The organism is Streptomyces sp. SD15 (assembly GCF_054462255.1).
In genome coordinates, this window is the sequence record NZ_JBTLMO010000051.1 from 1 (window position 1) to 22,235 (window position 22,235).

Annotated in this window: 16 protein-coding genes and 1 pseudogene; 9 read left to right on the forward strand and 8 right to left on the reverse strand. The window is 72.4% G+C overall.

The features are described from left to right. Positions 1–252: 252 nt before the first annotated feature. Together ACX28W_RS35095 and ACX28W_RS35100 are read right to left on the reverse strand one after the other, a co-directional pair. Positions 253–1,815, reverse strand: a complete 1,563-nt coding sequence (locus ACX28W_RS35095; RefSeq protein ID WP_459004051.1) for a P-loop NTPase family protein — start codon at positions 1,813–1,815, stop codon at positions 253–255. Positions 1,816–1,852: 37 nt separating this feature from the next. After that, positions 1,853–2,047 (reverse strand): hypothetical protein, encoded by a 195-nt coding sequence (locus tag ACX28W_RS35100; protein ID WP_362080017.1) that lies wholly within the window; start codon positions 2,045–2,047, stop codon positions 1,853–1,855. A 346-nt stretch (positions 2,048–2,393) separates the two neighbouring features. Between ACX28W_RS35100 and ACX28W_RS35105 the strand changes: the two genes are divergently transcribed. The 5 genes from ACX28W_RS35105 to ACX28W_RS35125 all read left to right on the forward strand — a co-directional run bounded on the left by ACX28W_RS35105 (position 2,394) and on the right by ACX28W_RS35125 (position 7,762). After that, the gene (locus tag ACX28W_RS35105; protein WP_459004052.1) at positions 2,394–2,786 is read left to right on the forward strand and encodes an ankyrin repeat domain-containing protein; all 393 of its coding nucleotides are present in this window, start codon (positions 2,394–2,396) and stop codon (positions 2,784–2,786) included. A gap of 300 nt (positions 2,787–3,086) precedes the next feature. Continuing rightward, entirely contained in the window at positions 3,087–4,505 is a 1,419-nt protein-coding gene (locus ACX28W_RS35110; RefSeq protein ID WP_459004053.1) for a HEAT repeat domain-containing protein, read from the forward strand. Between the two features lie 139 nt (positions 4,506–4,644). Further along, complete coding sequence (locus ACX28W_RS35115) at positions 4,645–5,769, forward strand: glycosyltransferase family 4 protein (RefSeq protein WP_459004054.1); 1,125 nt, start codon at positions 4,645–4,647, stop codon at positions 5,767–5,769. After that, positions 5,766–6,920, forward strand: a complete 1,155-nt coding sequence (locus tag ACX28W_RS35120) for a glycosyltransferase (protein ID WP_459004055.1) — start codon at positions 5,766–5,768, stop codon at positions 6,918–6,920. Before ACX28W_RS35115 ends, ACX28W_RS35120 begins: the two co-directional genes overlap by 4 nt. Next, positions 6,917–7,762, forward strand: coding sequence for an SGNH/GDSL hydrolase family protein (locus ACX28W_RS35125; RefSeq protein WP_459004056.1), 846 nt, complete (start codon positions 6,917–6,919; stop codon positions 7,760–7,762). Before ACX28W_RS35120 ends, ACX28W_RS35125 begins: the two co-directional genes overlap by 4 nt. 31 nt (positions 7,763–7,793) lie before the next feature. On the opposite strand, the gene ACX28W_RS35130 is transcribed toward ACX28W_RS35125, so the two are convergent. The 5 genes and pseudogenes from ACX28W_RS35130 to ACX28W_RS35150 form a co-directional block, all read right to left on the reverse strand. Beyond that, positions 7,794–8,663 carry a 5-oxoprolinase subunit C family protein gene (locus tag ACX28W_RS35130; RefSeq protein WP_459004057.1) on the reverse strand — a complete coding sequence of 290 codons (870 nt, stop codon included), beginning with the start codon at positions 8,661–8,663 and terminating at the stop codon, positions 7,794–7,796. Continuing rightward, on the reverse strand, positions 8,660–9,277 hold the full coding sequence (gene pxpB, locus ACX28W_RS35135) for a 5-oxoprolinase subunit PxpB (RefSeq protein ID WP_459004058.1): 618 nt from the start codon (positions 9,275–9,277) through the stop codon (positions 8,660–8,662). Before pxpB ends, ACX28W_RS35130 begins: the two co-directional genes overlap by 4 nt. Further along, positions 9,274–10,035, reverse strand: a complete 762-nt coding sequence (locus ACX28W_RS35140) for a LamB/YcsF family protein (RefSeq protein WP_459004059.1) — start codon at positions 10,033–10,035, stop codon at positions 9,274–9,276. The genes pxpB and ACX28W_RS35140 overlap by 4 nt, the downstream gene beginning before the upstream one ends. 29 nt (positions 10,036–10,064) lie before the next feature. After that, entirely contained in the window at positions 10,065–10,892 is an 828-nt protein-coding gene (locus ACX28W_RS35145; protein ID WP_459004060.1) for a putative hydro-lyase, read from the reverse strand. Next, a pseudogene (locus ACX28W_RS35150) lies at positions 10,889–12,141 on the reverse strand (MFS transporter). The gene ACX28W_RS35145 and the pseudogene ACX28W_RS35150 overlap by 4 nt, the downstream one beginning before the upstream one ends. Positions 12,142–12,325: 184 nt before the next feature. Between ACX28W_RS35150 and ACX28W_RS35155 the strand changes: the two are divergent. The 4 genes from ACX28W_RS35155 to ACX28W_RS35170 all read left to right on the forward strand — a co-directional run bounded on the left by ACX28W_RS35155 (position 12,326) and on the right by ACX28W_RS35170 (position 20,572). After that, a complete protein-coding gene (locus ACX28W_RS35155) occupies positions 12,326–13,030 on the forward strand; it encodes a GntR family transcriptional regulator (protein WP_459004061.1) in 705 nt (234 codons plus the stop codon). A gap of 124 nt (positions 13,031–13,154) precedes the next feature. Next, positions 13,155–14,672 carry a hypothetical protein gene (locus tag ACX28W_RS35160; RefSeq protein WP_459004062.1) on the forward strand — a complete coding sequence of 506 codons (1,518 nt, stop codon included), beginning with the start codon at positions 13,155–13,157 and terminating at the stop codon, positions 14,670–14,672. A 160-nt stretch (positions 14,673–14,832) separates the two neighbouring features. Further along, positions 14,833–15,711, forward strand: coding sequence for a hypothetical protein (locus ACX28W_RS35165; protein ID WP_459004063.1), 879 nt, complete (start codon positions 14,833–14,835; stop codon positions 15,709–15,711). A gap of 70 nt (positions 15,712–15,781) precedes the next feature. Beyond that, positions 15,782–20,572, forward strand: a complete 4,791-nt coding sequence (locus tag ACX28W_RS35170; protein ID WP_459004064.1) for a hypothetical protein — start codon at positions 15,782–15,784, stop codon at positions 20,570–20,572. A gap of 100 nt (positions 20,573–20,672) precedes the next feature. Here ACX28W_RS35170 and ACX28W_RS35175 read toward each other — a convergent pair whose 3' ends face one another. After that, positions 20,673–22,223, reverse strand: coding sequence for a GMC family oxidoreductase (locus ACX28W_RS35175; RefSeq protein WP_459004065.1), 1,551 nt, complete (start codon positions 22,221–22,223; stop codon positions 20,673–20,675). Between the last annotated feature and the right edge of the window lie 12 nt (positions 22,224–22,235).

Here is a 22,235-nt window from a genome sequence, read left to right on the forward strand (position 1 = left end):
CGACCACTTCCTCGCCTTCACCAGCATCGCCTGCACCCTCATCTGCTATCGCAGACTCACCAAATGAGATGACGTCTTAGCGGGTGGGTTCTCGCCATCCGTTCCTGGGGGGCTCCGCCCCCAGACCCCCGCCAGGGGCGCTGCGCCCCTGGACCCAGGCCAGGTATCCCAGCCTGTCCGGCGTTTGAGGACGAGGCCGTTCAGGCCGAACGGGTGTCTGGGGGCGGAGCCCCGGGGACGAACACGACCGGCTCAGCTCTCCGCAGGGACCGCCGCCTCCGCGGCCGGTGGCTGCGCGTCCGCCGGAGTCGTCCGCTCCGGCAGGAGTTCCAGCACCGCCCGCCGATGCGTCTCGCTCGTCGCGTCGTCGTACGGGTCCGGCGTGGCCGGGACCTGGAGGCGCAGGACGGGCCCCGTGCCCAGGTGTGCGTACCCGCGTCCGGGCGGCATGTCCCGGATGGGGGTGGTGTGCGGCGGCGCGCCGAGGACGGCCTCCAGCTGGCTGGTGGACGCCGGACCGAGGACCACACGCGCGCGAGTGTGCCGACGCACGGCGTCGCTGAGGCAGTCCAGGCCGTCGAACTGCTCGGCGATGACGACCGTGACGCCCGCCGCGCGCCCGTGGCGGAGCGGGACCTCGAGGAGGGCCTGAGGTTCCTTGCGGCCGTCGGCGGAGACGAAAAGGCCCAGCGCGCTGGGCCGGTCCAGCAGGATCCACAAGGGGTTCTTGGTGTCGTCCGGGGCAGGGTTGCCCGCCTGACGCGCGCGGTTGGCGGCGACCAGCCGCCGTTCCGTCTCGTGCGCGGCCCACTCCAGACTCGCCAGCGCCCCGGCCGGACCGCACTCGACGGCGAGGACACCGGCGCGGCCGGTCAGGCACGCGTACTCGCCGGTGCCGCCGCCGTCGATGATGACCACATCGCCGTACTGGAGGGCCTGCAGGGCGATCGAGCGGACGAGGGTGGTCGTACCACTGCCCGGTTCGCCCGCGACGAGCAGATGCGGCTCGGTGGAGCGGATGCCGGTGCGCCAGACGACCGGGGGAACGTCGCGCTGTTCCTCACCGTAGGTGAGGGGGAGGGTGCGCTGGACGTCGGCGGGATCGGTGAAGCCGAGGACCGTTTCGCCGGGCGCGGTGACGAAGCGCTGGGCGGCGATGTCGGTGGGGAGAGGCGGGAGGACGGTGACGGTGAGTTCGTTGCCCTCCTCGTCCCAGTCGAAGTGGTACTCGCGGCCGCGGCCGGACTTGGCGTGCAGGAGCTGCTCGATCCGGGCACGGGACTCCGCCTCGCCGTCCGTGAAGTACGCCGGGTAGCGGATGAGGAGTCGGGACACGCGTCCGTCGCCGTCGAAGCCGAACGTGGGGAAGGTCTTCTCCCAGTCGCCGCCATGGGCGTAGAGGGGGTCCGGGTCCTCGGCCGTCGAGAAGTACGGGACCAGGGCGTCGTGGAGCGACTGGAGGCGCTGGATCTGCGACTCGTCGGGGCCGGTGGGTTCCGAGGGGGCGTTGTCACGGCCCGCCCACGCTGCTGCCGCCATCAGGGTGATGGCGGCGAGCAGCGGTCCGTAGGGCACCAGTGCCAGGACCAGGATCATCGAGGCCACCATGAACAGCAGCGGCCCGCGCCCGTCCTTGGGAGTGTCGGCCCACTTGCGCCGTCCGACACCTGCCAGTCGGCGCAGTCCACGAGTGATCGTGATCAGTGGGTGGAGGACATCGGTGGCGCTGTCGGCTGCCGTCCGGGCCAGCTCCCGGCTTCGGGCGATCTGTGCACTGCCGTAGCTGAGGATGCGGGGGAGAGGGCGCCGAGCCACTGCTGTCTCCTGAAGGTGCGTGCGATGGGCAGGGACGTCAGAACTTGATCCCGCCGAGGAGGCTCGCCAGGCTCTCCCCGCCGGCCTTGATGCTCGGCGCGATGGCCGTGCTGGCGAGGTAGAAGCCGAAGAGAGCGGACACCACGGCGTGCGACGCCTTGAGTCCGTCCTTGCGGAAGAAGAGGAAGACGATGATGCCGAGGAGGATGACGCCTGAGATGGACAGAATCATTTGTGCTCTCCTGGTTCGTGGGGACGGTCACCATGAGTTGTTCCAGGATCACAGGATGTATCCATACGATAAAAGGTGCAACTAGGTGAAATTCGGCTGATTTCACTCGGTCGGTGGAGTTGTCCTGGGCCGCCTGAACAGTTCTGTTGCTTGCGTGGGGCCCGCGGTGATCTTTGCCTCCGTCGGGGCCGGTCATGTGCCGCCGAAGCCAGTACGCTGGCGATTCACCCGTACGGCCGTGCATCTCGCCGTCGTACGAGCCTGTGCATGACAGCCTGCCCGGCTGTCGTAGGCTCCCGCAGTCCCCGTTGAACTCGATGATGTCCCTGTGAGAGGTGGTCCGCCGATGAGTGAAGCCCCCGACCCCGAAGTCGTGGAGCTGGCGACCAAGATCTTCGATCTGGCGCGCCGTGGCGAGACCGAGGCGCTCGTGGCGTACGTCGACGCGGGCGTTCCGGCCAACCTCACCAACGACCGCGGCGACTCGCTCGTGATGCTCGCCGCGTACCACGGCCACGCCGAGGCGGTCCGCGCCCTGCTGGAGCGCGGCGCCGAGGCGGACCGCGTCAACGACCGAGGGCAGACTCCGCTCGCCGGGGCTGTCTTCAAGGGCGAGGAGACGGTCATCCGCGCGCTCCTGGACGGCGGCGCCGACCCGGCCGTGGGCACCCCCTCGGCCGTGGACACGGCCCGCATGTTCGGCAAGACGGAACTGCTCGAATTGTTCGGCGCACTCTGATCCGAACACGCTGACCAGGCACAACACGGAAAACGGGGGAGGCGGAACGGGGCCGCCGGAAATACGGTCGCGGCAAGAAGAACTGCCGAGTCATCATGACGTCGTGATTCATGGACGCGATGGCTGGGCAGGTGTTGCCGCACCGCGCGGGCCGTGATGCGGCCCGCCTGGGCCACCGACGAGAGGCAGAGGAAGATGGTCTACAGCAAGCAAGAAACGGCGGGCGCTCCGACGTGTTGTCACGCGGCCAGGTAATGCAGGATCCCGGTTGCGTCGACGCTTGATGTGAGGCTGTTTCCCATGTTCGATCCGGTCATAGCGCCCAGCGGTACGCTGCTCGGCCTGCTCCAGAGGGGCCGCGGTGACGGCACGCTGCACGCGCTCACCGCACCGCGCGCCGAAGCGCTCGCGGCGCTGAACCACTGTGTGCTGCGCGACCCCCGCCACGACTGGCAGGTGGAGAACCGCTCCCTGTACTACGCCCGTCTCTACCTCGATCTGAGCGGTGAGCTCGACGAGATCGAGCGGCATCTCTTCGACGTCGAGGACGTCCTCGACGACTGCGAGTCACGCACGGGGCTCGCCCTCGCGGTCCTCGGGCACCTCGCCTCGTACGGCAGGCGGGACGCCCTGGAACTGCTGCGCGGGTACGCGGCCTCCGGCAGCAATTGGGCCTGGGCCCTGGACGAGCTGGCCCTGCGCGACGACGACGCGGGCCTGCGCGCCCTCGCCGCGCCCGTGCTCGCCCGCTTCCCGGCCGACCCGGAGGGCGAGGCCGCCCTCGCCGCCGCCGTGCGCGACGCCTTCGAGCCCCGGCCCTGGCGGCTGTGGGCCGACGATCCCCGCGAATCCATCGGTACGCGCGTGCGTGCCGCCCAGGAACAGGGGTCCTTCGACCGCTGGCAACGACAACTGCGCCCCACCGGGCCACGCCCGGGCTGGAGCGTGCGAGCCGTGTTCGAGTGGGCCCAGCAGGGCCTCGACCGCGGAGCCGCACTCCATGTGCCGGCCGCCCGTTGCCTCACCGCCGTCGCGGGCCCCGAGGACCGGCCGGAAATCGTCGAGGCCGCCCGCGGCGGGGGCGACGGAGCCCGTTGTACGGCCTTGCGCTATCTCGCCGACAGCAACGATCCGGAGGCCCTCGACCTGATAGAGGGCGCCGTGGCCGGCGGCACGGCGGCAGTCGCGGAGGCTGCTGCTGACGCCTTCGAACGGATGCGCAGTGTCGCCGCCGTCGACCGGGCGCGACGTTGGGCACACCGGCCCGACGCCCTGGGCGCCGCCGCGGGACGGATGCTCGCCTGCCGGGGCGGCACGAAGGACCGCGATCTGGTCCTGGGCGCGCTCCGCGAAGCCGTACGTGGCGAAGGCCCCGACGCGCCGACGCTGTGGACCCTCGTGGACGGCGCCGGACGGCTCGGCATCGTCTGTGCCGCACCTGTACTGCGCCATGTCTACCGCGAAACCGCCTCGTCCCATCTGCGCGGGCGAGCCGCCCGTGCCCTCGCCGCCACCGATCCCTCCTTCCCCGCCGGCTTCGCCGTGGAGTGCCTGTGGGACTGCGAGGAGTCGACCCGGGAGGTGGCCGCACGGCACGCCGAGACCGGTGACGCGCGCGTCGTCGAACAGCTACGGCGGCTCGCGGCGGACCCGGCCGAGGAGGCGGAAGTCCAGACAGCCGTGCGCAGCCGCATCGGGCCCGACGCGCCCGCTGTATGAACGCGAAGTGACCCGGGGGGCAGGAGGGCATGGCCGCGGGCTGACCTGGACAGGCGTGCAGCCCAACGCTCACAAGGCGTTCCCCGTACGGAAAGATCCACGTTGACGTGGCCACGTCCAGCACGGCGACAACACGGGTATGCGTGTCGTCATCGTGACCGAATCCTTTCCCCCCGATGTGAACGGCGTGGCCCACTGCGCGCTCCAGACCGCCCGGCACCTCGTCGATCGCGGTCACGTTCCCCTCGTCGTCGCCCCGGCCACTGCGGCCGGAAACGGGCCCGACGCTCTCGCGCCGTGCCCCGTCGTCCGTGTCCCCTCCCTTCCGCTCCCCGGCTACCCCCAGGTCCGCGTCGCCCTCCCCAGCCGACGCGTCGCCGCGGCGATCACCGAACACCGCGCGGACATCGTTCACCTGGCCAGTCCCTTCATCCTCGGCGTCCGCGGGATGGCCGCCGCCGCCCGGCTCGGCATCCCCGCCGTCGCCGTCTACCAGACCGACCTCGCCGGATACGCCCGTACGTACGTGGGTGCGGGCGAAGCCACGGCGTGGCGGCGCATCCGCTCGGTGCACGCCGCCGCCGACCGGACGCTCGCTCCGTCCAGCGTGGCCCTGCACGACCTGGAGGCACACGGTGTGCCGCGGGTGCGGCTGTGGGCGCGTGGCGTGGACACCGTTCGCTTCCGCCCCGACCGCCGGGACGAGGCACTGCGCCGTGAACTGGCCCCGAACGGAGAGCTGATCGTCGGCTACGTCGGCCGGCTCGCTCCCGAGAAGCAGGTCGAACTGCTCGCCGGGGCCTGCGGCCTGGACGGAGTGCGCGTCGTGGTGGTGGGCGACGGGCCCAGCGAATCGACCTTGCACGAGGCTCTTCCCGGCGCCGTCTTCCTCGGGCGTCGCACCGGCGACGAGCTCGCCCGGATTTTCGCCTCACTGGACGTCTTCGTGCACACCGGCCCTTTCGAGACCTTCTGCCAGACCGTGCAGGAGGCCATGGCCAGCGGAGTGCCCGTCGTCGCGCCCGCCGCGGGCGGACCGCTCGACCTGGTGGCGCACGGCCGTACGGGGCTGCTGGTGCCGCCGCGCGACGCGGACGCCGTACGTGACGCGGTCTCGGCCCTGGCCGCAGATCCGGCCCTCCGGGCCGCCTACGGGGCCGCCGGGCACGCCATGGTCGAGGGCCGCACCTGGGCCGCCGTGGGCGATCAGCTCATCGGGCACTACTCCGATGTGCTCTCCGCGCGGAAGCTGGTGGCGGCATGAGCCTGCGCATCGTACGGCTGGCCAACTTCGTCGCCCCCGCGTCGGGCGGACTGCGTACCGCGCTGCGGGAGCTGGGCGCGGGCTACCGGGCCGCCGGACACCAGCCGGTGCTCATCGTCCCCGGGGAGCGCGCCACCGACCGCGAGACCGAGCAGGGGCGGGTGATCACGCTGCCCGGGCCGCTGCTGCCCGGAACCGGCGGCTATCGCGTGCTCACGGACAAGCGGAGCGTCGCCCGCCTCCTGGAGTCACTCGAGCCGGACCGGCTCGAGGTCTCCGACCGGACCACGTTGCGCTGGACCGGGGTGTGGGCACGGCGGGCCCGGGTGCCCGCGGTCATGGTCTCCCACGAGACCGCCGACGGCGTGCTGCGGACCTGGGGGCTCCCCGAGGGGATGGCCCGACGGACCGCCGACGCCCTCAACATCCGTACGGCACACACCTACGCGCGCGTTGTGTGCACCACGGAGTTCGCGGAGCGCGAGTTCGTCCGCATCGGGGCCCGCAATGTCGTCCGGGCCCCGCTGGGCGTCGACCTGGTGGGACGGCACCCCACGCTGCGGGATCCGGCGGTGCGCGACCGGTACGCGCGCGTGGACGAGTCGCTGCTCGTGATGTGCTCCAGGCTGTCCGTCGAGAAGCGGCCGGGCACGGCGCTCGACGCGCTGGAGGCGTTGCTGCGGCGCGGCGAGCGCGCCGTGCTCGTGGTCGCCGGGGACGGACCGCTGCGGGCCCGGCTCGAGCAGCGGGCCCGGGAGCGGAGGCTGCCGGTCACCTTCCTCGGGCATGTCGCCGACCGTGCCCTGCTCGGTGCGTTGCAGGCCTCCGCCGACGTGTGCCTGGCACCCGGGCCGGCCGAGACGTTCGGGCTGGCCGCGCTGGAGGCGATGGCCTGCGGTACGCCGGTGGTGGCGAGCGCGGTGTCCGCTCTGCCGGAGGTCGTCGGGTCCGCCGGGGCCACCGCCGCCGACAGCGGGGACTCCTTCGCGGACGCGGTGCGGCTGCTTCTGGGACGCCCCGAGGGCGAGCGCCGCGAAGCCGCACGCGCGCGTGCGGAGTGTTTCGGCTGGGACACCGCGGTGAAGGCGTTCCTCGCCGCGCACGACGCGGTGGTCGAGGAGCGGCCCCGCCTGCAGGAGGGCGTCGGATGAGACCCGTTCGGTTCGTGGCCCTCGGGGATTCGCTGACGGAAGGCGTCGGCGATCCCATGGGCGAGGCCTGGCGGGGCTGGGCCGCGCTGCTCGCGGGCGGTCTTGACGCCTCTGTGGAGTTCACCAACCTCGCGGTGAGCGGGGCCCAGACACGAGACGTCCTGGAGCGGCAGACACCGGCGGCGCTGGCCCTGCGGCCGGACGTGGTGTCCGTGGTGATAGGCGTGAACGACACCCTGCGGTGCACCTTCGACATCCACGCCGTGGCCGCGCGGCTCGACCAGGTGTATGCGGCGTTCCGGGCTCAGGGCGCGGTGGTGATGACGGCCTGTCTGCCGGATCCCGGCTCCATGCTCGGGCTGCCGGGGGCGCTGGCGCGGCCGTTGGCCCGGCGGCAGCGGGGCGTCAACGCGGTCGTGCACGCGCTGTCCGAGCGGCACGGAGCGGTGCATCTGCACGCCGCGGAGGAGGAGTGGCTCACCGACCGCGCGATGTGGAGCGCGGACCGGCTGCACCCGGGGGAGCGGGGACACCGGCAACTCGCCCTTCGCTTCCACGCATTGCTCGCGCAGGAGGGCCTGGCCACCGGGGCCGCGCCCGCGGCCGAGCCCGATTTCCCCGCGCCCACACGGTCGGCGAGCCTGTGGTGGCTGGCCACCGCGGGGACGGGCTGGGTGGCCCGGCGGTGCACGGACCTGTTGCCGCAGCTGCTCACCCTGGCCGCCGCCGAGGTACGCCATCGGGCACGCGGCACCAGCGCCCGGCTCGACCTCAGCGCCTCGCACGCCGTGGCGTCCGCGCTGGCCGCACTGTCGGTGGCCGAACAGCCGGATGCGGCATGACGGTCGCGCCGATCGCGCCCGTTGTGCGGGATCAGCGGCGGCGTACGACCATGAAGCGGACCGGCGTGCCCGGGACCGCCTGAGCGGCCGCCGGGAGGTCGGCCGCACGGACCACCGCGACCACCGGGTACCCCCCGGTGGTCGGATGGTCGGCGAGGAAGACGACCGGTCTTCCGTCGGGCGGTACCTGCACCGCGCCCAGGACCATGCCCTCGCTGGGGAGTTCGCCGGAAACGGTCCTCTCCAGCGAGGGCCCTTCCGTACGCAGCCCGATGCGGTTGCTCGCGGAGGACACCCGGTAGGTGCCGGTCGTCAGGGTGCGCAGGGCCGAGGCAGTGAACCAGTCGTCGCGCGGGCCCGGTGCCACGCGCAGGACCAGCTCGGAGGGTGGCCCGGGGTGCGGAACCACGTCCACGCGCGCGTGGACGCCGTCGGGGTGCCCCAGGGGCAGCACCATGCCGTTCGCGAGGGGCGGTGGGCCCAGGCCCGAAAGGAGATCCGTGGAGCGGCTGCCGAGGACCGGCTCCACGGCCACTCCTCCGGCGACGGCCACGTAGCTGCGTACCCCAGCGCGGGCGGGGCCGATGTCCAGCAGTGCTCCGGCGGGGACGCGTACGGGCGCTCCCCAGGGGGTCGGACGCCTGTCGACCGTGACCGGGCAGGGCGCGCCCGTGACCGCCACGGTGACCGCCGAGCGAGGGCGCAGGGCACAGCCGTTGAGCGTCGTCTCCAGGACGGCCGCCTCCGCGGGGTTGCCGACGAGACGGTTGGCCAGCGCCGCCGCGGGCGCGTCGAGGGCGCCGGAGCGCGGTACGCCGAGGTGGGCGTGACCGGGGCGGCCCTGGTCCTGCACGGTGGTGAGGGCCCCGGCTCGTGCGATGGACAGGGCCCGGTCCGTCATGAGCACCTCGCCGGTACGAACCGGACCCGCGTCCCCGGGGCCAGCAGCGCGGCCGGCACGCGCGCGTGGTCCCACAACACCGCGTCCGTCGTGCCGATCAGCTGCCAGCCACCCGGCGACGAGCGCGGGTACACGCCCGTGTACGGGCCCGCGAGCGCCACGGAGCCTGCCGGAACCGCCGTCCGCGGAGTCGCCCGGCGAGGGACGTCGTACCGCGACGGCAGCCCCGTCAGGTAGCCGAAACCGGGCGCGAACCCGCAGAAGGCGACCCGGAACTCGGCCGCCGCATGGATCTCGGGCACCTCCTCCTCGGGCACACCCCACAGGGCGGCGACATCGGCCAGGTCCGGACCGTCGTACCGCACGGGGATCTCGAGCACCTCCTCCGCGCGCGCGGGCAGTGGCGGGATCTCCCACGTGGGGAGCCGGGTCGCCAGGCGCACCGGGTCGTCCAGGCCGTCCAGGAGCACCGTGCGGGCCGCGGGGACGATTTCACGCACGGACAGGGAGCCCTCCGCGCGGCGGCGTACCAACTCGGCGTGCAGGGCCTGGGCCGCCTCGCCGGAGGAGACCTCGACCAGCAGGGCGCGGTCACCGACCGGCAGGGCCCTCATACGAACGCCTCCACGCGGACACCCGCGGACTCCAGCCGCTCGCGTACCCGGCGCGCCAGGTCCACCGCGCCCGGGGTGTCCCCGTGCAGGCACAAGGAGCGGGCGCGGACCGGAATGCGCTCCCCGGAGTGCGAGGTCACCGAGCCGGAGCGGGCCAGGCCCAGCGAGCGTTCGACGACCGTGTCCGCGTCCGTGATCACCGCGCCGTCCTGACCGCGCGGCACCAAGGTGCCTTCCTCGGTGTACGCGCGATCCGCGAACGCCTCGGTGGCGGTGGGCAGTCCGGCCCGCTCGGCCAGCTTCAGGAAGCGGGAGGACGGGAGACCGAGGACGGGCAGAGCGGCGTCCGCGAGCAGCACGCCGTCGACGACCGCCGCCGCCTGCTCCTCGTCGTGCACGACGCGGTTGTAGAGCGCGCCGTGCGGCTTCACATACGACACGCGCGTGCCCGCCGCGCGCGCGAAAACCTCCAAGGCGCCGATCTGGTAGGCCACTTCGGCCGCCAGCTCGTCGGGCGGCACGTCCATCGCGCGCCGCCCGAAACCCGCCAGGTCGCGGTAGGAGACCTGGGCGCCGATCCGTACGCCCCGCTCGGCCGCCAGTTCGCACACCCGCCGCATGGTGACCGCGTCCCCGGCGTGGAAGCCGCAGGCCACATTGGCGCTGGTGACGACGGACAGCAGCTGTTCGTCGTCGGTCAGCCGCCAGCGGCCGAAGCCTTCGCCGAGATCGGCGTTGAGATCGATCGGTGTCGTCATGAGGTTCCGTTCTGCTTCCGTTCCGCTGGTCAGGCCACGCGGTACTGCTCGTCGCGGGCGTCGGTGAGGAACATCCGGCCCGGTGCGTGGGTGATCGCGAAGGGCGGGCGGGACGCCATCACGGCCGCCTGGGGTGTCACTCCGCAGGCCCAGAACACCGGGATGTCGTCCTGCTCGGCCTCCACCGGATCGCCGAAGTCGGGGCGCGAGAGATCCTCGATCCCCAGACCGGACGGTTCCCCGCAGTGCACCGGGCTGCCGTGCACGGCGGGCATGAGGCTGCTCTCCCTGATCGCCGCGGCGAGGTGCTCGGGCGGGACCGGGCGCATCGACACCACCATGGGGCCGTGCAGCCGCCCCGCGGGACGGCACTGGCGACCGGTCACGTACATGGAGACATTGCGGCCCTGTTCGATGTGGCGCATCGGGACGCCCGCCTCGGCCAGCGCCCACTCGAAGGTGAAGCTGCATCCAATGAGGAACGAGACCAGATCGCCGCGCCAGCGATCGACCACGTCCGTGGGCTCGTCGACCAACTCGCCGTGTTCCCAGACCCGATAGCGGGGCAGGTCGGTGCGCAGGTCCGCGGCCTCCGCCAGCGGCGTGGTCCAGGAGCCGGCGTCGGTGACATCGAGGACCGGGCAGGGCTGCGGGTTGCGCTGGCAGAACAGCAGCATGTCGTACGCCCAGTCGGCGGGCACCGAGATCAAGTTGGCCTGGGTGTGGCCGGCGGCGACTCCGGCGGTGGGGCCCGACACGCCCGAACGGAACTGGGCACGCGCCTTCTTGGGGGTCCACGCGTGCGCGTGGTCGTCGAGAAGCAGGTTGAGCGGGCGGTCCTGGACGGTGTCGTTCACAGGAGCTCCTTCCCCCGGGTCTCGGGGAGTCCGATCAGGGCGAGCGCGGCGAGGGGGTGGGGAAAACGGCGCCCACGGCACGCCCGGTGTTGTACGTGAAGCCCTGCCCGGTGCCGCGCACCGCCGCCGGGTACAGCTCGCTGAGGAACGAGCCGAAGCCGCTGAAGATCGCCGACATACAGAAGCCGAGCGGGAAACCGAGCACAAGGAGAAGGGTGTTGGCGCCGCTCGGGATGTTGGCGTACATGAGGATGCAGGCGGCGGAGAGGATCGCGAAGAGCAGGATGTTCCGCTTGCGGCCCAGCTTGTCGGTGAGGTAGCCGCCGGTGAGGTAGCCGATGAAGGCGCCGGAGATCAGGAAGGTGAGATAGCTGCCGGTGCCGACGACGGACAGACCGCGCTCCGTCTTCAGGTAGGTGGGCACCCAAGTGGCCAGCGTGTAGTAGCCGCCCTGGACACCGGTGGAGAGCAGGACCGCGAAGAACGTGGTGCGCAGGAGGCCGGGGCCGTCGGCCGTGGCCGGCTTGAAGATCGCCGCGAACGAGCCCTTGTCGGCGCTCTTCTCACGAACGGCGGCCGCCTCCGGAGCGTCCTGCACCCGGCGTCGCACCCAGACGACGAGCAGCGCGGGCAGCGCGCCGGTCCAGAACATCACGCGCCAGGCCAGATCGTCGCCGAGGAACTCGAAGACCAGCGTGTAGACGATCACGGCCAGTCCCCAGCCGACGGCCCAGGAACTCTGGATCGCGCCGAGTGTGCGGCCGCGGTGCCGGGGGCTCGCGTACTCGGCGACCAGGATCGCGCCGACCGCCCACTCGCCGCCGAAACCGAGTCCCTGGAGGGCGCGGAACACCAGCAGCGTCTCGTAGTTGGGCGCGAAGCCGCAGGCCACGGTGAACACCGCGTACGTGATCACGGTGATCATCAGCGCTTTGACGCGGCCGATCCGGTCCGCGACCACACCCGCGATCGCGCCGCCGACCGCCGAGACGACCAGCGTGACGGTGGTGAACAGGCCGGTCTGGCCACTGTCCAGGCCGAAGTACGCCGCCAGCGCGACCATGCTCAGCGGCAGCGTGAAGTAGTCGTACGAGTCGAGGCCATACCCGCCGAACGCGCCGGCGAAGGCGCGGCGGCCCCGCGGGCCGAGCGCGTGCAGCCAGGCGAACGTGCCTTCCTGGACGGGGAGTTCATCCGTGCCGGATTGGGTTTCGGCGGTCAGGGCCTGGGATGGAGGGGTCGTGCTCATGGGCACCTCGCAGTGAGGGACGGAGGGTGCTTGAGGACTGAGCCGTGCCATGCCGTGCGGGAAGCGCTGGGCGCCGTGGTCCGCAGTGGTGCGGTCGGCGCCTGACCGCCAAGGTAGAGGATCGTTGAACGATCCCTCAATACCTATGTTGTTTCGTTCTTGTATCTGCGATTGAATTCCGGGCATGGCAGAGCTGACGGGACTGGCCGACGATCGCGCCCTGCTGGGCCGCACCAGCACCGCCGAGCGGGTCTCGGACATCCTCAGGAGCCGTATCGCCGAGGGGTACTTCCCGCCCGGGACACGGCTGTCCGAGGACAGCATCGGCGGAGCACTCGGCGTTTCCCGCAACACGCTGCGCGAGGCGTTCCGGCTGCTCACGCACGAGCGGCTGCTGGTGCACGAGCTCAACCGCGGGGTCTTCGTGCGGGTGCTGACCGTCGAGGACGTCGAGGACATCTACCGCACCCGCACCCTCGTCGAGTGCGCGGTGGTCCGCGGCCTCGGCAAGCCGCCGTACGCCGTGGACGGCCTCGCCAAGGCCGTCGCCGACGGGCAGCGGGCGGCGCGCGAAGGTGACTGGAAAGGCGTCTCCACGGCCAACATCCACTTCCATCGGGAGCTGGTGGCGCTCGCCGGGAGCGCCCGCACCGACGAGCTGATGCGCAGCGTCTTCGCCGAACTGCGGCTCGCCTTCCACGTGGTGGACGACCCGCGGCGGCTGCACGAGCCGTATCTCGCGCGCAACCGTGAGATCCTCGGGACGCTCCAGGAGGGCGACCGCGACGGGGCAGAGCGGCTGCTCGCGGTCTATCTCGACGACTCGCTCGCGGGGCTCGTGGACGTGTACGGGCGGCGGGTGGCCGACGGTGGGCAGGGGATCGGCTGAGGCGGCAGCGACCGGCGTGAGCGTGGGACCGGTGTGAGGTTCGGGACTGGCATGGGGTCCGGGGTGGCCGGTCGCATCTGCGTCGTTTCGACCGTTGTCAGACCGAGGACCTAGTCTGTGCACCGTGACTTCGCCTGCATCGACGGACCGTGTTCCGCCCCAGCTCAGCGCGGGGCCGCGCCCCGCTCCGGGCCCGGCCGCCGACGAGGGCCTGGCGCGACGGCTGCGCGCGCTCGCCTGCACCGCGCCGCTGCACGACCTCGACGTACGCAAGGCGAATCTCGCGGGCGAGTACACGGTGTACGGGATGGCGGAGGTGGCCCTCGCCGCCATCGACCTGGTCACACTCAACATGGACTTCGACACCGGCGCCGACCACGACCAGATAGTGGCCCGCCTTATCCCGCGCATCGCCGCCCAGGCCCCGCAGCGGCCCGTCGCCGAGCACGAGCGCGTGGCCCGCTGGGTCCTGGAAAACCTGATCAACGTCGGCACCGTCGACCGCGGCTTCCGGGCCGTATACGGCACGTTCGCACCCGACGGCTCCTATGTGCGCCGTGACTACGACTTCAAGCTGATCGAGGAGGTCCCCGGGTACGGGGGGACGGTCTATCTCCGTACCACGGACGAGGCGGTCAACGTCCTCGTCGGCGCCCTCGACACCGACGTCACCAGTGCGCAGATCGCCGCGGAGGTCAAGCTGGAAGTGCTGATCAGCCGCGGCCGGCTCGCCGACGCGCAGCTCGCCGCCGAACAGGCCCGGTACCGGACCGTGCAGTACTCGGAGACGCTCCGCAAGGCACTCGACGCGACCCGGCGCAATGTACGGGCCGTCGACTGGCTCCAGGCCGTACCCGACATGATCGCCGAGGCCCTCGACCACGTCGCCGACCGCTATCGGCACGAGAACGCGATCCTCACCAACATCCGCAAGGCCCGGGACGAGTCCGAGGACCCCGAGCAGAAGCGCCGCGCCGCCGAGCTCGTCGACATCGTCAAGGACTGCATCCGCAGGCATACGCAGCTGCAGTCCCGGCTCCTGGAGGCCGGACCGCTGTTCCGCGCCGAGCAGGACCGGCAGGCGTTCGCCACCCCCATGACCACCTCGGGAATCGACCTCTACGGCCATCTCGTCGCGCCCGTGCTGCCGCTGCCCGTCGAGCGGGCGCGACGCGTGACGGACGCGTTCTTCGCCCGCGGGACCGGGCTGCGCACGCCCGTGGCCGTGCGCGTGGGCGATCTCGTCGACATACTGCTGACGCCGCCCATGGAGCGGGAGCACCTCGGCGCGGAGATGCCGGAGCCGGACCTGATCGCCACGCCGGACGACAGCCGGTTCAGCGAGGAGCAACTGGCGTCCGCCATGGAGCTGCTCGAGCTGCCGGCCGATGCCCCACGGCGGCTGTCCGGGCTCCTTACGGATGCGCGCCGCCGCGATCCCGAACTGCCTTACCTGGTCGCTCTGTTGGCCGTTCACGCGGCCAGTCCGCCGGTCGGTACCGCCTATCGGCAGGGCGAGGAGAAGCTGTTGTTCGCCGTGGACGACGGGGTCGAGCTGGATGATCCGGAGTTCGGCGGGGCGGATCTCATCGTGGGGATGGCTTCGCTGGACGCGGCGGGGATGGCGGCGGATCGCAAGTGAATGCCTCGTCGGAAGAGCCGGGGGACCGCGGGCTGGTTTTGACCTGCGGGCCGGTTGTGGCTCGTCACGCCGACGCGGCGGAGCCGCACATGCCACAACCCCGCAAGCTTGTCGGGGCGATCGTCCGCCCCCTCGTTTCACCGAACAAGGAGTCTCAACCGTGACCGAGCACGTCGAGTGGAGTGAGCCGGATGCCGTCGCCGCGCCGGCGAACGCGCCCGTCACCCCCGCCGACGCCGCCGACGCGGCGCGGCTCGTCTCCTTCGGGCTGCAGCCCAAGCTGCAGCCCGCGCGCGACCAGGAGTACGCGGAGCTGCTGCGGCGCTACCGCGAGGACCCGCCCTTCGCACGGCTCGCCGACGCCGTGGCCGCCGGGCTCGGACTGGTCGTCCTGGAGGTGTCCTCGCGCGCGGGGATGGCGGTGACGGCCGCCGAGGACTCACTCTTCGCCGTCCGTATGGGCGACTACGCCCGTCGTACGTCCGCCGACTCCGTGGACCGCTTCCTGCACGGCCTCGCCCACCTTGCCGTCGCCGCCATGGCCTTCCCGCGCCCGGAGGATCTCGCGGACGACGGCTACATCGGGCGCGTCTCGGTCAACGGCGTCGACGCGTTCGTACGACAGGCCTGCCGTCGCCTGGAGGAGCGTGCCGAGGAGCAGGGCGAGAACACCGACCCGGCGACCGAGGCGCCCGGCCTGGAAGCGGCCTGGCGGACCTGGGCGCGGCGCAGCTCCACCGGCGCCACCAAGGACGCGCGCAGACTCGCCGGTTCGACCACCGGCATCGTCGGCAAGGCCGCCGCGTTCCTCACCGACTCCGGGTTCCTGCAGCGGACCGGGGACGACGCGGGCGGGACATACCGGACCACGGCCCGCTATCAGCTCCAGGTCCGCGACATGGCGGGCAGTGCCGCGCTGGCCGAGCTCCTCGAGCTGGGCATCGTGCCGGTGACCGACGGCACCGCGACGCTGCTGCCCGCCGAGGAGACCGACGATCTGGAGCTGGCGGCCGGCGCCGGGCTGCCGTTCCACTCCTGAAGCCTCTCGAGCTTCTGAACCCCACCGACCTTTCCCGACCTTCCCAGACTTACGACGAGAGTCCGCCGCCATGTACGAGCTGTCCCGGGTCCGCCTCTACTCCATCGGTCCCGCCGGTGCGCGCTACGCCGACACCGTGCTGGACCTTCGGGGTGTCGGCGAGCCCGTGCCCGACCCCGCGCCCACCCAGGCGGAGTTCTTCGAGGAGGAGCCGGTCGGCCCACCGCGCCGGCCCGCGCCCGCGGGCGTGCTCTTCCTGGAGAACGGCGGCGGTAAGTCGGTGCTGCTCAAGCTGATCTTCTCGGTGATGCTGCCGGGCCACCGGAACACACTGGGCGGCGCCAGCTCCGGTGTACTGCGCAAGTTCCTGCTCGCCGACGACTGCGGTCATGTCGCGCTGGAGTGGCAGCACACGCTCACCGGTGAGTGCGTCGTCGTCGGCAAGGCGAGCGAGTGGCGGGGGCGCCAAGTCTCCAATGACCCGAGGAAGTTCGCGGAGGCTTGGTACTCCTTCCGGCCCGGACCCGGACTGAGCCTGGACAACCTGCCCGTAGCCGAGGCCACCACCGTCCGGCCCCCCGTCGAGGGCGCGTCCGGCGCGCACGGGCGGCGCCGCACCATGAAGGGCTTCCGGGACGCGATCACCGATGCGGGCAAGGCGTACCCGCACCTCGAAGTGCACTGGGAGGAGATCCACGACCGTTGGAACGAACACCTCGGCGACCTGGGCCTCGACCCCGAACTCTTCCGCTACCAGCGGGAGATGAACGCCGACGAGGGCGAGGCCGCCGGTCTCTTCGCGGTCAAGAAGGACTCCGACTTCACGGACCTGCTGCTGCGGGCGGTCACCGACACGCGGGACACGGACGGGCTCGCCGACCTGGTCGGCGGCTTCGGCAACAAGCTGGGGCGGCGCGCCGAGCTCATCGCCGAGCGGGACTTCACGGCGGGCTCCGTGGACCTGCTCGGCCGGATCGTGGAGGCCGCCGAGGCACGGGCACGCGCGCGTGACATCCACGCGGGCGCCGAGCGGCGTACTCGGACGCTGGCCCGGCGGCTGTCCGCGCGGGCCGTGCAGGAGCGCGTACGCGCCGGTGAACTCGCGCAGCGCGTGACCGCCGCCGCATACGCCGTCACCCATGCCGAGGGCGCCCGCGAGCGCGGCGCACTGATCGCCGCCGAGCTGGCCTACCGGCATGCCTCGCTGGCCCTCGCCAAGGCCGAGAAGTCGGCGGCCGCGCAGAAGCGCGAGCTGGCCGACGCGCGCACCCTGCACTCGGCCTGGCAGGCCGCCGAGTCCGTGCTGCGGCACCGCGCCGCGGCCGACCGCTCCGCACGCGTGGCGGACGCGATCCGCGAGGCCGAGCGGGACGCCGCTCCCGCCCTCGCCGCCCGGGCCAAGGCCGCCGTCGACCTCGTACGCGCCCTGCACCGCGCCGCCGAAGGCGCCGAGGCGCTCGCCAACGAGGAGGAGGAGCGGTCCGCCGGGCTCCAGGAGGTCGGTGAGTCGGCGTACGCCGACTCCACCGCCGCGGCCACCGCCGCACAGCGCGCCCGCAGCGAGATCGGGCATCTGCGCCAGCGACTGAGCGAGGTCGAGCAGGAGACCGCCGAGGCGGTGCGCGCCGGCTGGCTCGACGACAGTGCCCCCGACGCCGATCCGGCCCGCGCCGCACTCGCCGCCAGCGACGCCGAGAAGACGGCCGTCGCGGCGTGGGACACCGCGCGGGAGGCGTCCCGGCGCGCCTCGGAGCACGCTCGGGAGGCGGCGTCCGCCGAGTCCCGCGCGGAGCTGACGGCGGCCCGCGCGGCGGACGCGGCGACGGCGGCGGAGCGGGCGTACGACGGGGAGCGGCGCACCGCGGAGGCGTTGGCGGGGGAGGAGCGGCTGGCGGAGCTGCTGAGCCTGCCGGGTGCCTACGGCGCGGGGCGCGGCGGGGTACCGCTGCCCCGAGCGGGAACCGACGGCTCCGCCGCGGTAGGCGGTGCGGTGCCGCGGCCGGGGAGCGGGGCGGCCGACGACGCCACCGGGCTCCCTGGTCAGGGAGCCGCTGCCGGCCCGGGCAAGGCCCCCGGTACGGCCATCGCACGGGCGCGACGCGGGACGGCCGGCGCCCACGCCGATGTGTGGTCCCCCGCAGACGGCCCCCTCACCCCCGAACAGCTGGATCACTACGCCGACGAGTTGCGCGAGCTCCTCGACGACGGTGTCGCCTCCGCCGAGCGGCAGCTCTTCGAGCTGCGGACCGCGGCCGCCGACGACGCACGCATCCTCGGGGCACTCGGCGACGGCGGGTTGCTGCCGCCAGGCCCGGACGTACTGGCCACTGTCGAGTACCTCGGCGAGCACGGCATCCCCGCGCTGCCCGGCTGGCGCTATCTCGCGCAGGCCGTCGATCCCGCCGACCACGCGCGCGTGCTGGCCGCCCGGCCGGAGCTCGTCGACGGCGTGATCATCACCGACCCGGACACCCACGCGCGCGCCCGCGAGGCGCTCGGTGAAGCGGCACTGCTGCCGCGTTCCGCCGTCGCCGTCGGTACGGCCGCCGCGCTGCTCGCGCCGACCCCGGCCCCCGACGCGGGCGACAGCGACGTGTTCCTCGTACCGCCGAACCCGGCCATGCACGACGAGCACGCCGCCGACGAGGAGCGGCAGGCGCTGCGCACGCGCGCGACCCAGCGGGACGAGGAGATCCGCGCGCTGGCCGGTCGGCTCGCCAAGGACCGCGAGCTGGCCGCGCGGCTCGCGTCCTGGCGCACCGGCTGCCCGGCGGGGCGGCTCCTCGAGCTGGCCTCGGCCGCCGGGGACGCGCGGGCGTTCGCCGAGGAGGCCGAGGCGGAGCTGGCCGAGGCGCGGACCGTACGGGCCGAGGCCGACGAGTCGGCGGCCGAGGCTGCCCTGGTACGCGATGAGAGGCAGGAAGCCGCCCAGCGGGCCCGGCGTGCCGCCGACGCGCTCGCCGGACTCGCCTTCCGGCTGCGGGAGCGCGCCGGCTGGCAGGTCAAGCTGCGTGAACTCGCCGACGAGGCAGCGGAGTCGGAGGCCCGCGCCCAGGTCTGCCTGGAGCGTGCCCGCGCCGCCGACGAGGACCGCCGTGCCGCCCAGCGCGCCGCCGATGACGCCCGCCGCACGGCCCGCGCACTACGCGCCGAGCGCGCGGAGATCGCGGGCGCCCCCGACGACGTACCGGAGGATGGGACAAGCGCGGCGAAGTCGTCGCTTCCCGCCCTGCGCGAGGCCTACCGGGCCGCGTCCCAGCTCTACGAGAAGGTCGGCGTCGGCGCCGATCTGCGGGCCGAGCAGGCGCGCGCCGAGAGCGACGAGAGTGCGGCGCTGGCCGAGCTGGACCGGCTCAGCAACAAGGTACGCACGCGTGCGGCCCAGTTGCTGGAGTCGCCGGACGGTTCCGACGGGCCCTCCCGGCAGGCCGCCGCCGCCCGCGCCGAGGAGCTCGTGCAGCTTCTGGAGACCCGGGTGTCGACCGCGAGCGAGCAGCTCGGGCGGCTGCGCGGCGAGGCCGAGCGGCACGCGCCCGAGGACGGCGAGACCCACACCGAGCTGGCGGAGGAACTGGTCCCGCGCGACGCCGAGCACGCACAGGCGCTGCTGCGCACGGCCACCGGTGAACTCGCCGCCCGCACCGAGGCGTTGAACCAGGCGCGCGAGGCGCACGCCGAACTGCTCGACGCCCACCGCGCCGCCGAGGACGCGGCCGGAGGCTTCGACGAGACGGCCGCCCTCCTCAGGGACCTGCTGCGCGAGCACTCCGACGACGAGCAGGAGGAGCCCGAGCCCTACCCCGGCACCCTGGAAGAGGCACGGCACTCCGCCGCCGAGACCCGCCGCTCCCTGCGCGGCTGCGCCGCCGATCTCTCCGCCGCCGAGGCCGCCGTGCGCGAGGCGAGCGACATCCTCGTACGGCATGCCAACTCCACCCGCTATGAGCAGGTGCGCACTCCGGCCCGTCAGCAGATCCGTGAGCTGCCCGCGTCCGCGCTGCCCGAGCACGCCCAGAAGTGGGCGGACGCGTTCGCGCCCCGACTGCGGGTACTCACCGACGAGTTGGAGCAGCTGGAGCGCAACCGGGACTCGATCGTGGACCGGCTGCGCGGGCTGGTCGAGTCCGCGCTCGCCACCCTGCGGTCCGCGCAGCGGCTGTCCCGGCTGCCGGAGGGGCTCGGCGAGTGGTCCGGGCAGGAGTTCCTGCGCATCCGCTTCGAAGAGCCCGACCAGGCCATGCTCACCGAGCGGCTCGGGGAGGTCGTCGACGAGGCCACGCGCGCCGCCGTCAAGAAGAACTCCGACATGCGCCGCGACGGCATGTCCCTGCTGCTGCGCGGGGTCGCCGCCGCGCTCCAGCCGAAGGGCATCGCCGTAGAGATCCTCAAGCCGGACGCCGTGCTGCGCGCCGAGCGCGTTCCCGTCGGACAGATGGGCGACGTGTTCTCCGGTGGTCAGCTGCTCACCGCCGCCATCGCGCTGTACTGCACGATGGCCGCGCTGCGCAGCAACGACAGGGGCCGCGACAAGCACCGGCACGCGGGCACGCTCTTCCTGGACAACCCCATCGGGCGCGCAAACGCGACGTACCTGTTGGAGTTGCAGAGGGCCGTGTCCGACGCGCTCGGCGTCCAACTCCTCTACACCACCGGCCTGTTCGACACGACCGCGCTCGCCGAGTTCCCGCTCGTCATCCGGCTGCGCAACGACGCCGACCTGCGCGCCGGGCTGAAGTACATCAGCGTCGAAGAACACCTCCGGCCGGGACTGCCACAGCAGGCCCCGGCCGGGGAAGGCGAATCGGTCCACAGCGAGATCACGGCGACGAGGATGTTCAAGCGCCCGGTGAGCGCCCCGTAGGGGCAGCGCCCCCATAGGGGCGCGGGGCTGTGACATGTGCGGCTCCGCCGTGTGGGCGCGACCAGCCACCGGCGGCCCGCAGTCGACCCACCGCAGGGGCTTACACCTCCTCCTTCAAAAGGTCCGCACACTTCTCACCGATCATCATGGTCGTGATGCACGGATTGACGGAGACGAGATCCGGCATCACCGAACCGTCCGCGACCCGCAGACCCTCGACCCCCTTGACCCGCAGCCGCGCGTCGAGCGGGGCCGAGGAGTCGTCGTCCGCGCCCATCTTCACGGTGCAGGACGGGTGGTAGACGGTGTTGTGGGTCTTGTGGATGTAGTCGAGCAACTCGTCGTCGGTCCGGACGTCCGGACCGGGCGCCAACTCCGCCCCGGCCCACCCGCTCAGCGCGGGCTGCTCGGCGATGCGACGGGCCAGCTTCAGCCCGTACGTCATCACGCGCACGTCGTGCTCGTGCGTGAAGTAGCGCGGATCGACCATCGGCTTGTCGCGGTAGTCCCGGGTGCGCAGGCGGACCGTGCCGCGTGACTTCGCACGGGTGACGTTCGGCGTCAGGCAGAACGCGTTCTCGGACGTGGGGTAGCCCCACCGTGCGGTGTTCATGTCGAACGGCACCGAGCCGTAGTGGTACATCAAGTCAGGGCGGTCCAAACCGGGTTCGGTGTCGTAGAAGATGCCCGCCTCCCACCACTGGCTGGACGTGGTGGTCATGGGCTGCTTGGCCTCCCACATGATGACGCCCTCGGGGTGGTCCTGGAGGTTCTCGCCGACGCCCGCCGAGTCCACCACCACCGCGACGCCCACCTCGCGCAGATGCGCGGCGGGCCCGACGCCCGACAGCATCAGCAGTTTGGGCGTGTCGATGGACCCACAGGACACGATCACCTCGCGGCGGGCGCGCACCGTCCGGGTGTGGATCAGATCCGGGTCCAGATACTCGGCGCCCACGCACCTGCGCCCCTCCAGGACGAGCTTCTTGGCCCGAACCCCCGTCCGCACCGAGAGGTTCGGCCGCTTGCCCATGACCGGGTGCAGATACGCGACCGACGAGGACTGGCGGATGTTGTTCTCATCGGAGTTGATCTGGAACCAGTTGGCGCCCCTGACCACGGTCTTGCCCGTGTTGAAACCAACGGTGGGAATGCCCGCCTGCGCACACGCCTCCAACAGGGCGGTGCCACAGGGGTCTTCGCCCTTCAACGTGCGCAGTTTCACCGGTCCGGTGCGGCCGTGATGATCGCCGGGAGCGTCGTTCGACTCCAACCGTTGGTAGAGCGGGAAGAGTTCGGCCGCGCTCCACCCCGTACAGCCCCCGGCGGCCCAGTCGTCCAGGTCCTCCGCGGGTGCCCAGAAGGCGATGCAGGAGTTGTGCGAGGAGCAGCCGCCGAGCACCTTCGCACGGGCATGCCGCATAAAACTGTTGCCGCTGACCTGCGGCTCGACCGGGTAGTCCCAGTCGTAGCCGGACTCGAGGAGTCCCATCCAGCGTTCCAGCTTGAGGACGTCGTCGTCGCCGACGTCGCTGGGTCCCGCCTCCAGGACGCACACGGTGACGGACGGGTCCTCGGAGAGCCGGGCCGCCACCACGTTGCCCGCGGTGCCGCCGCCGACCACGACATAGTCGAACTCGTCGACATTCATGGGGAGTTTACC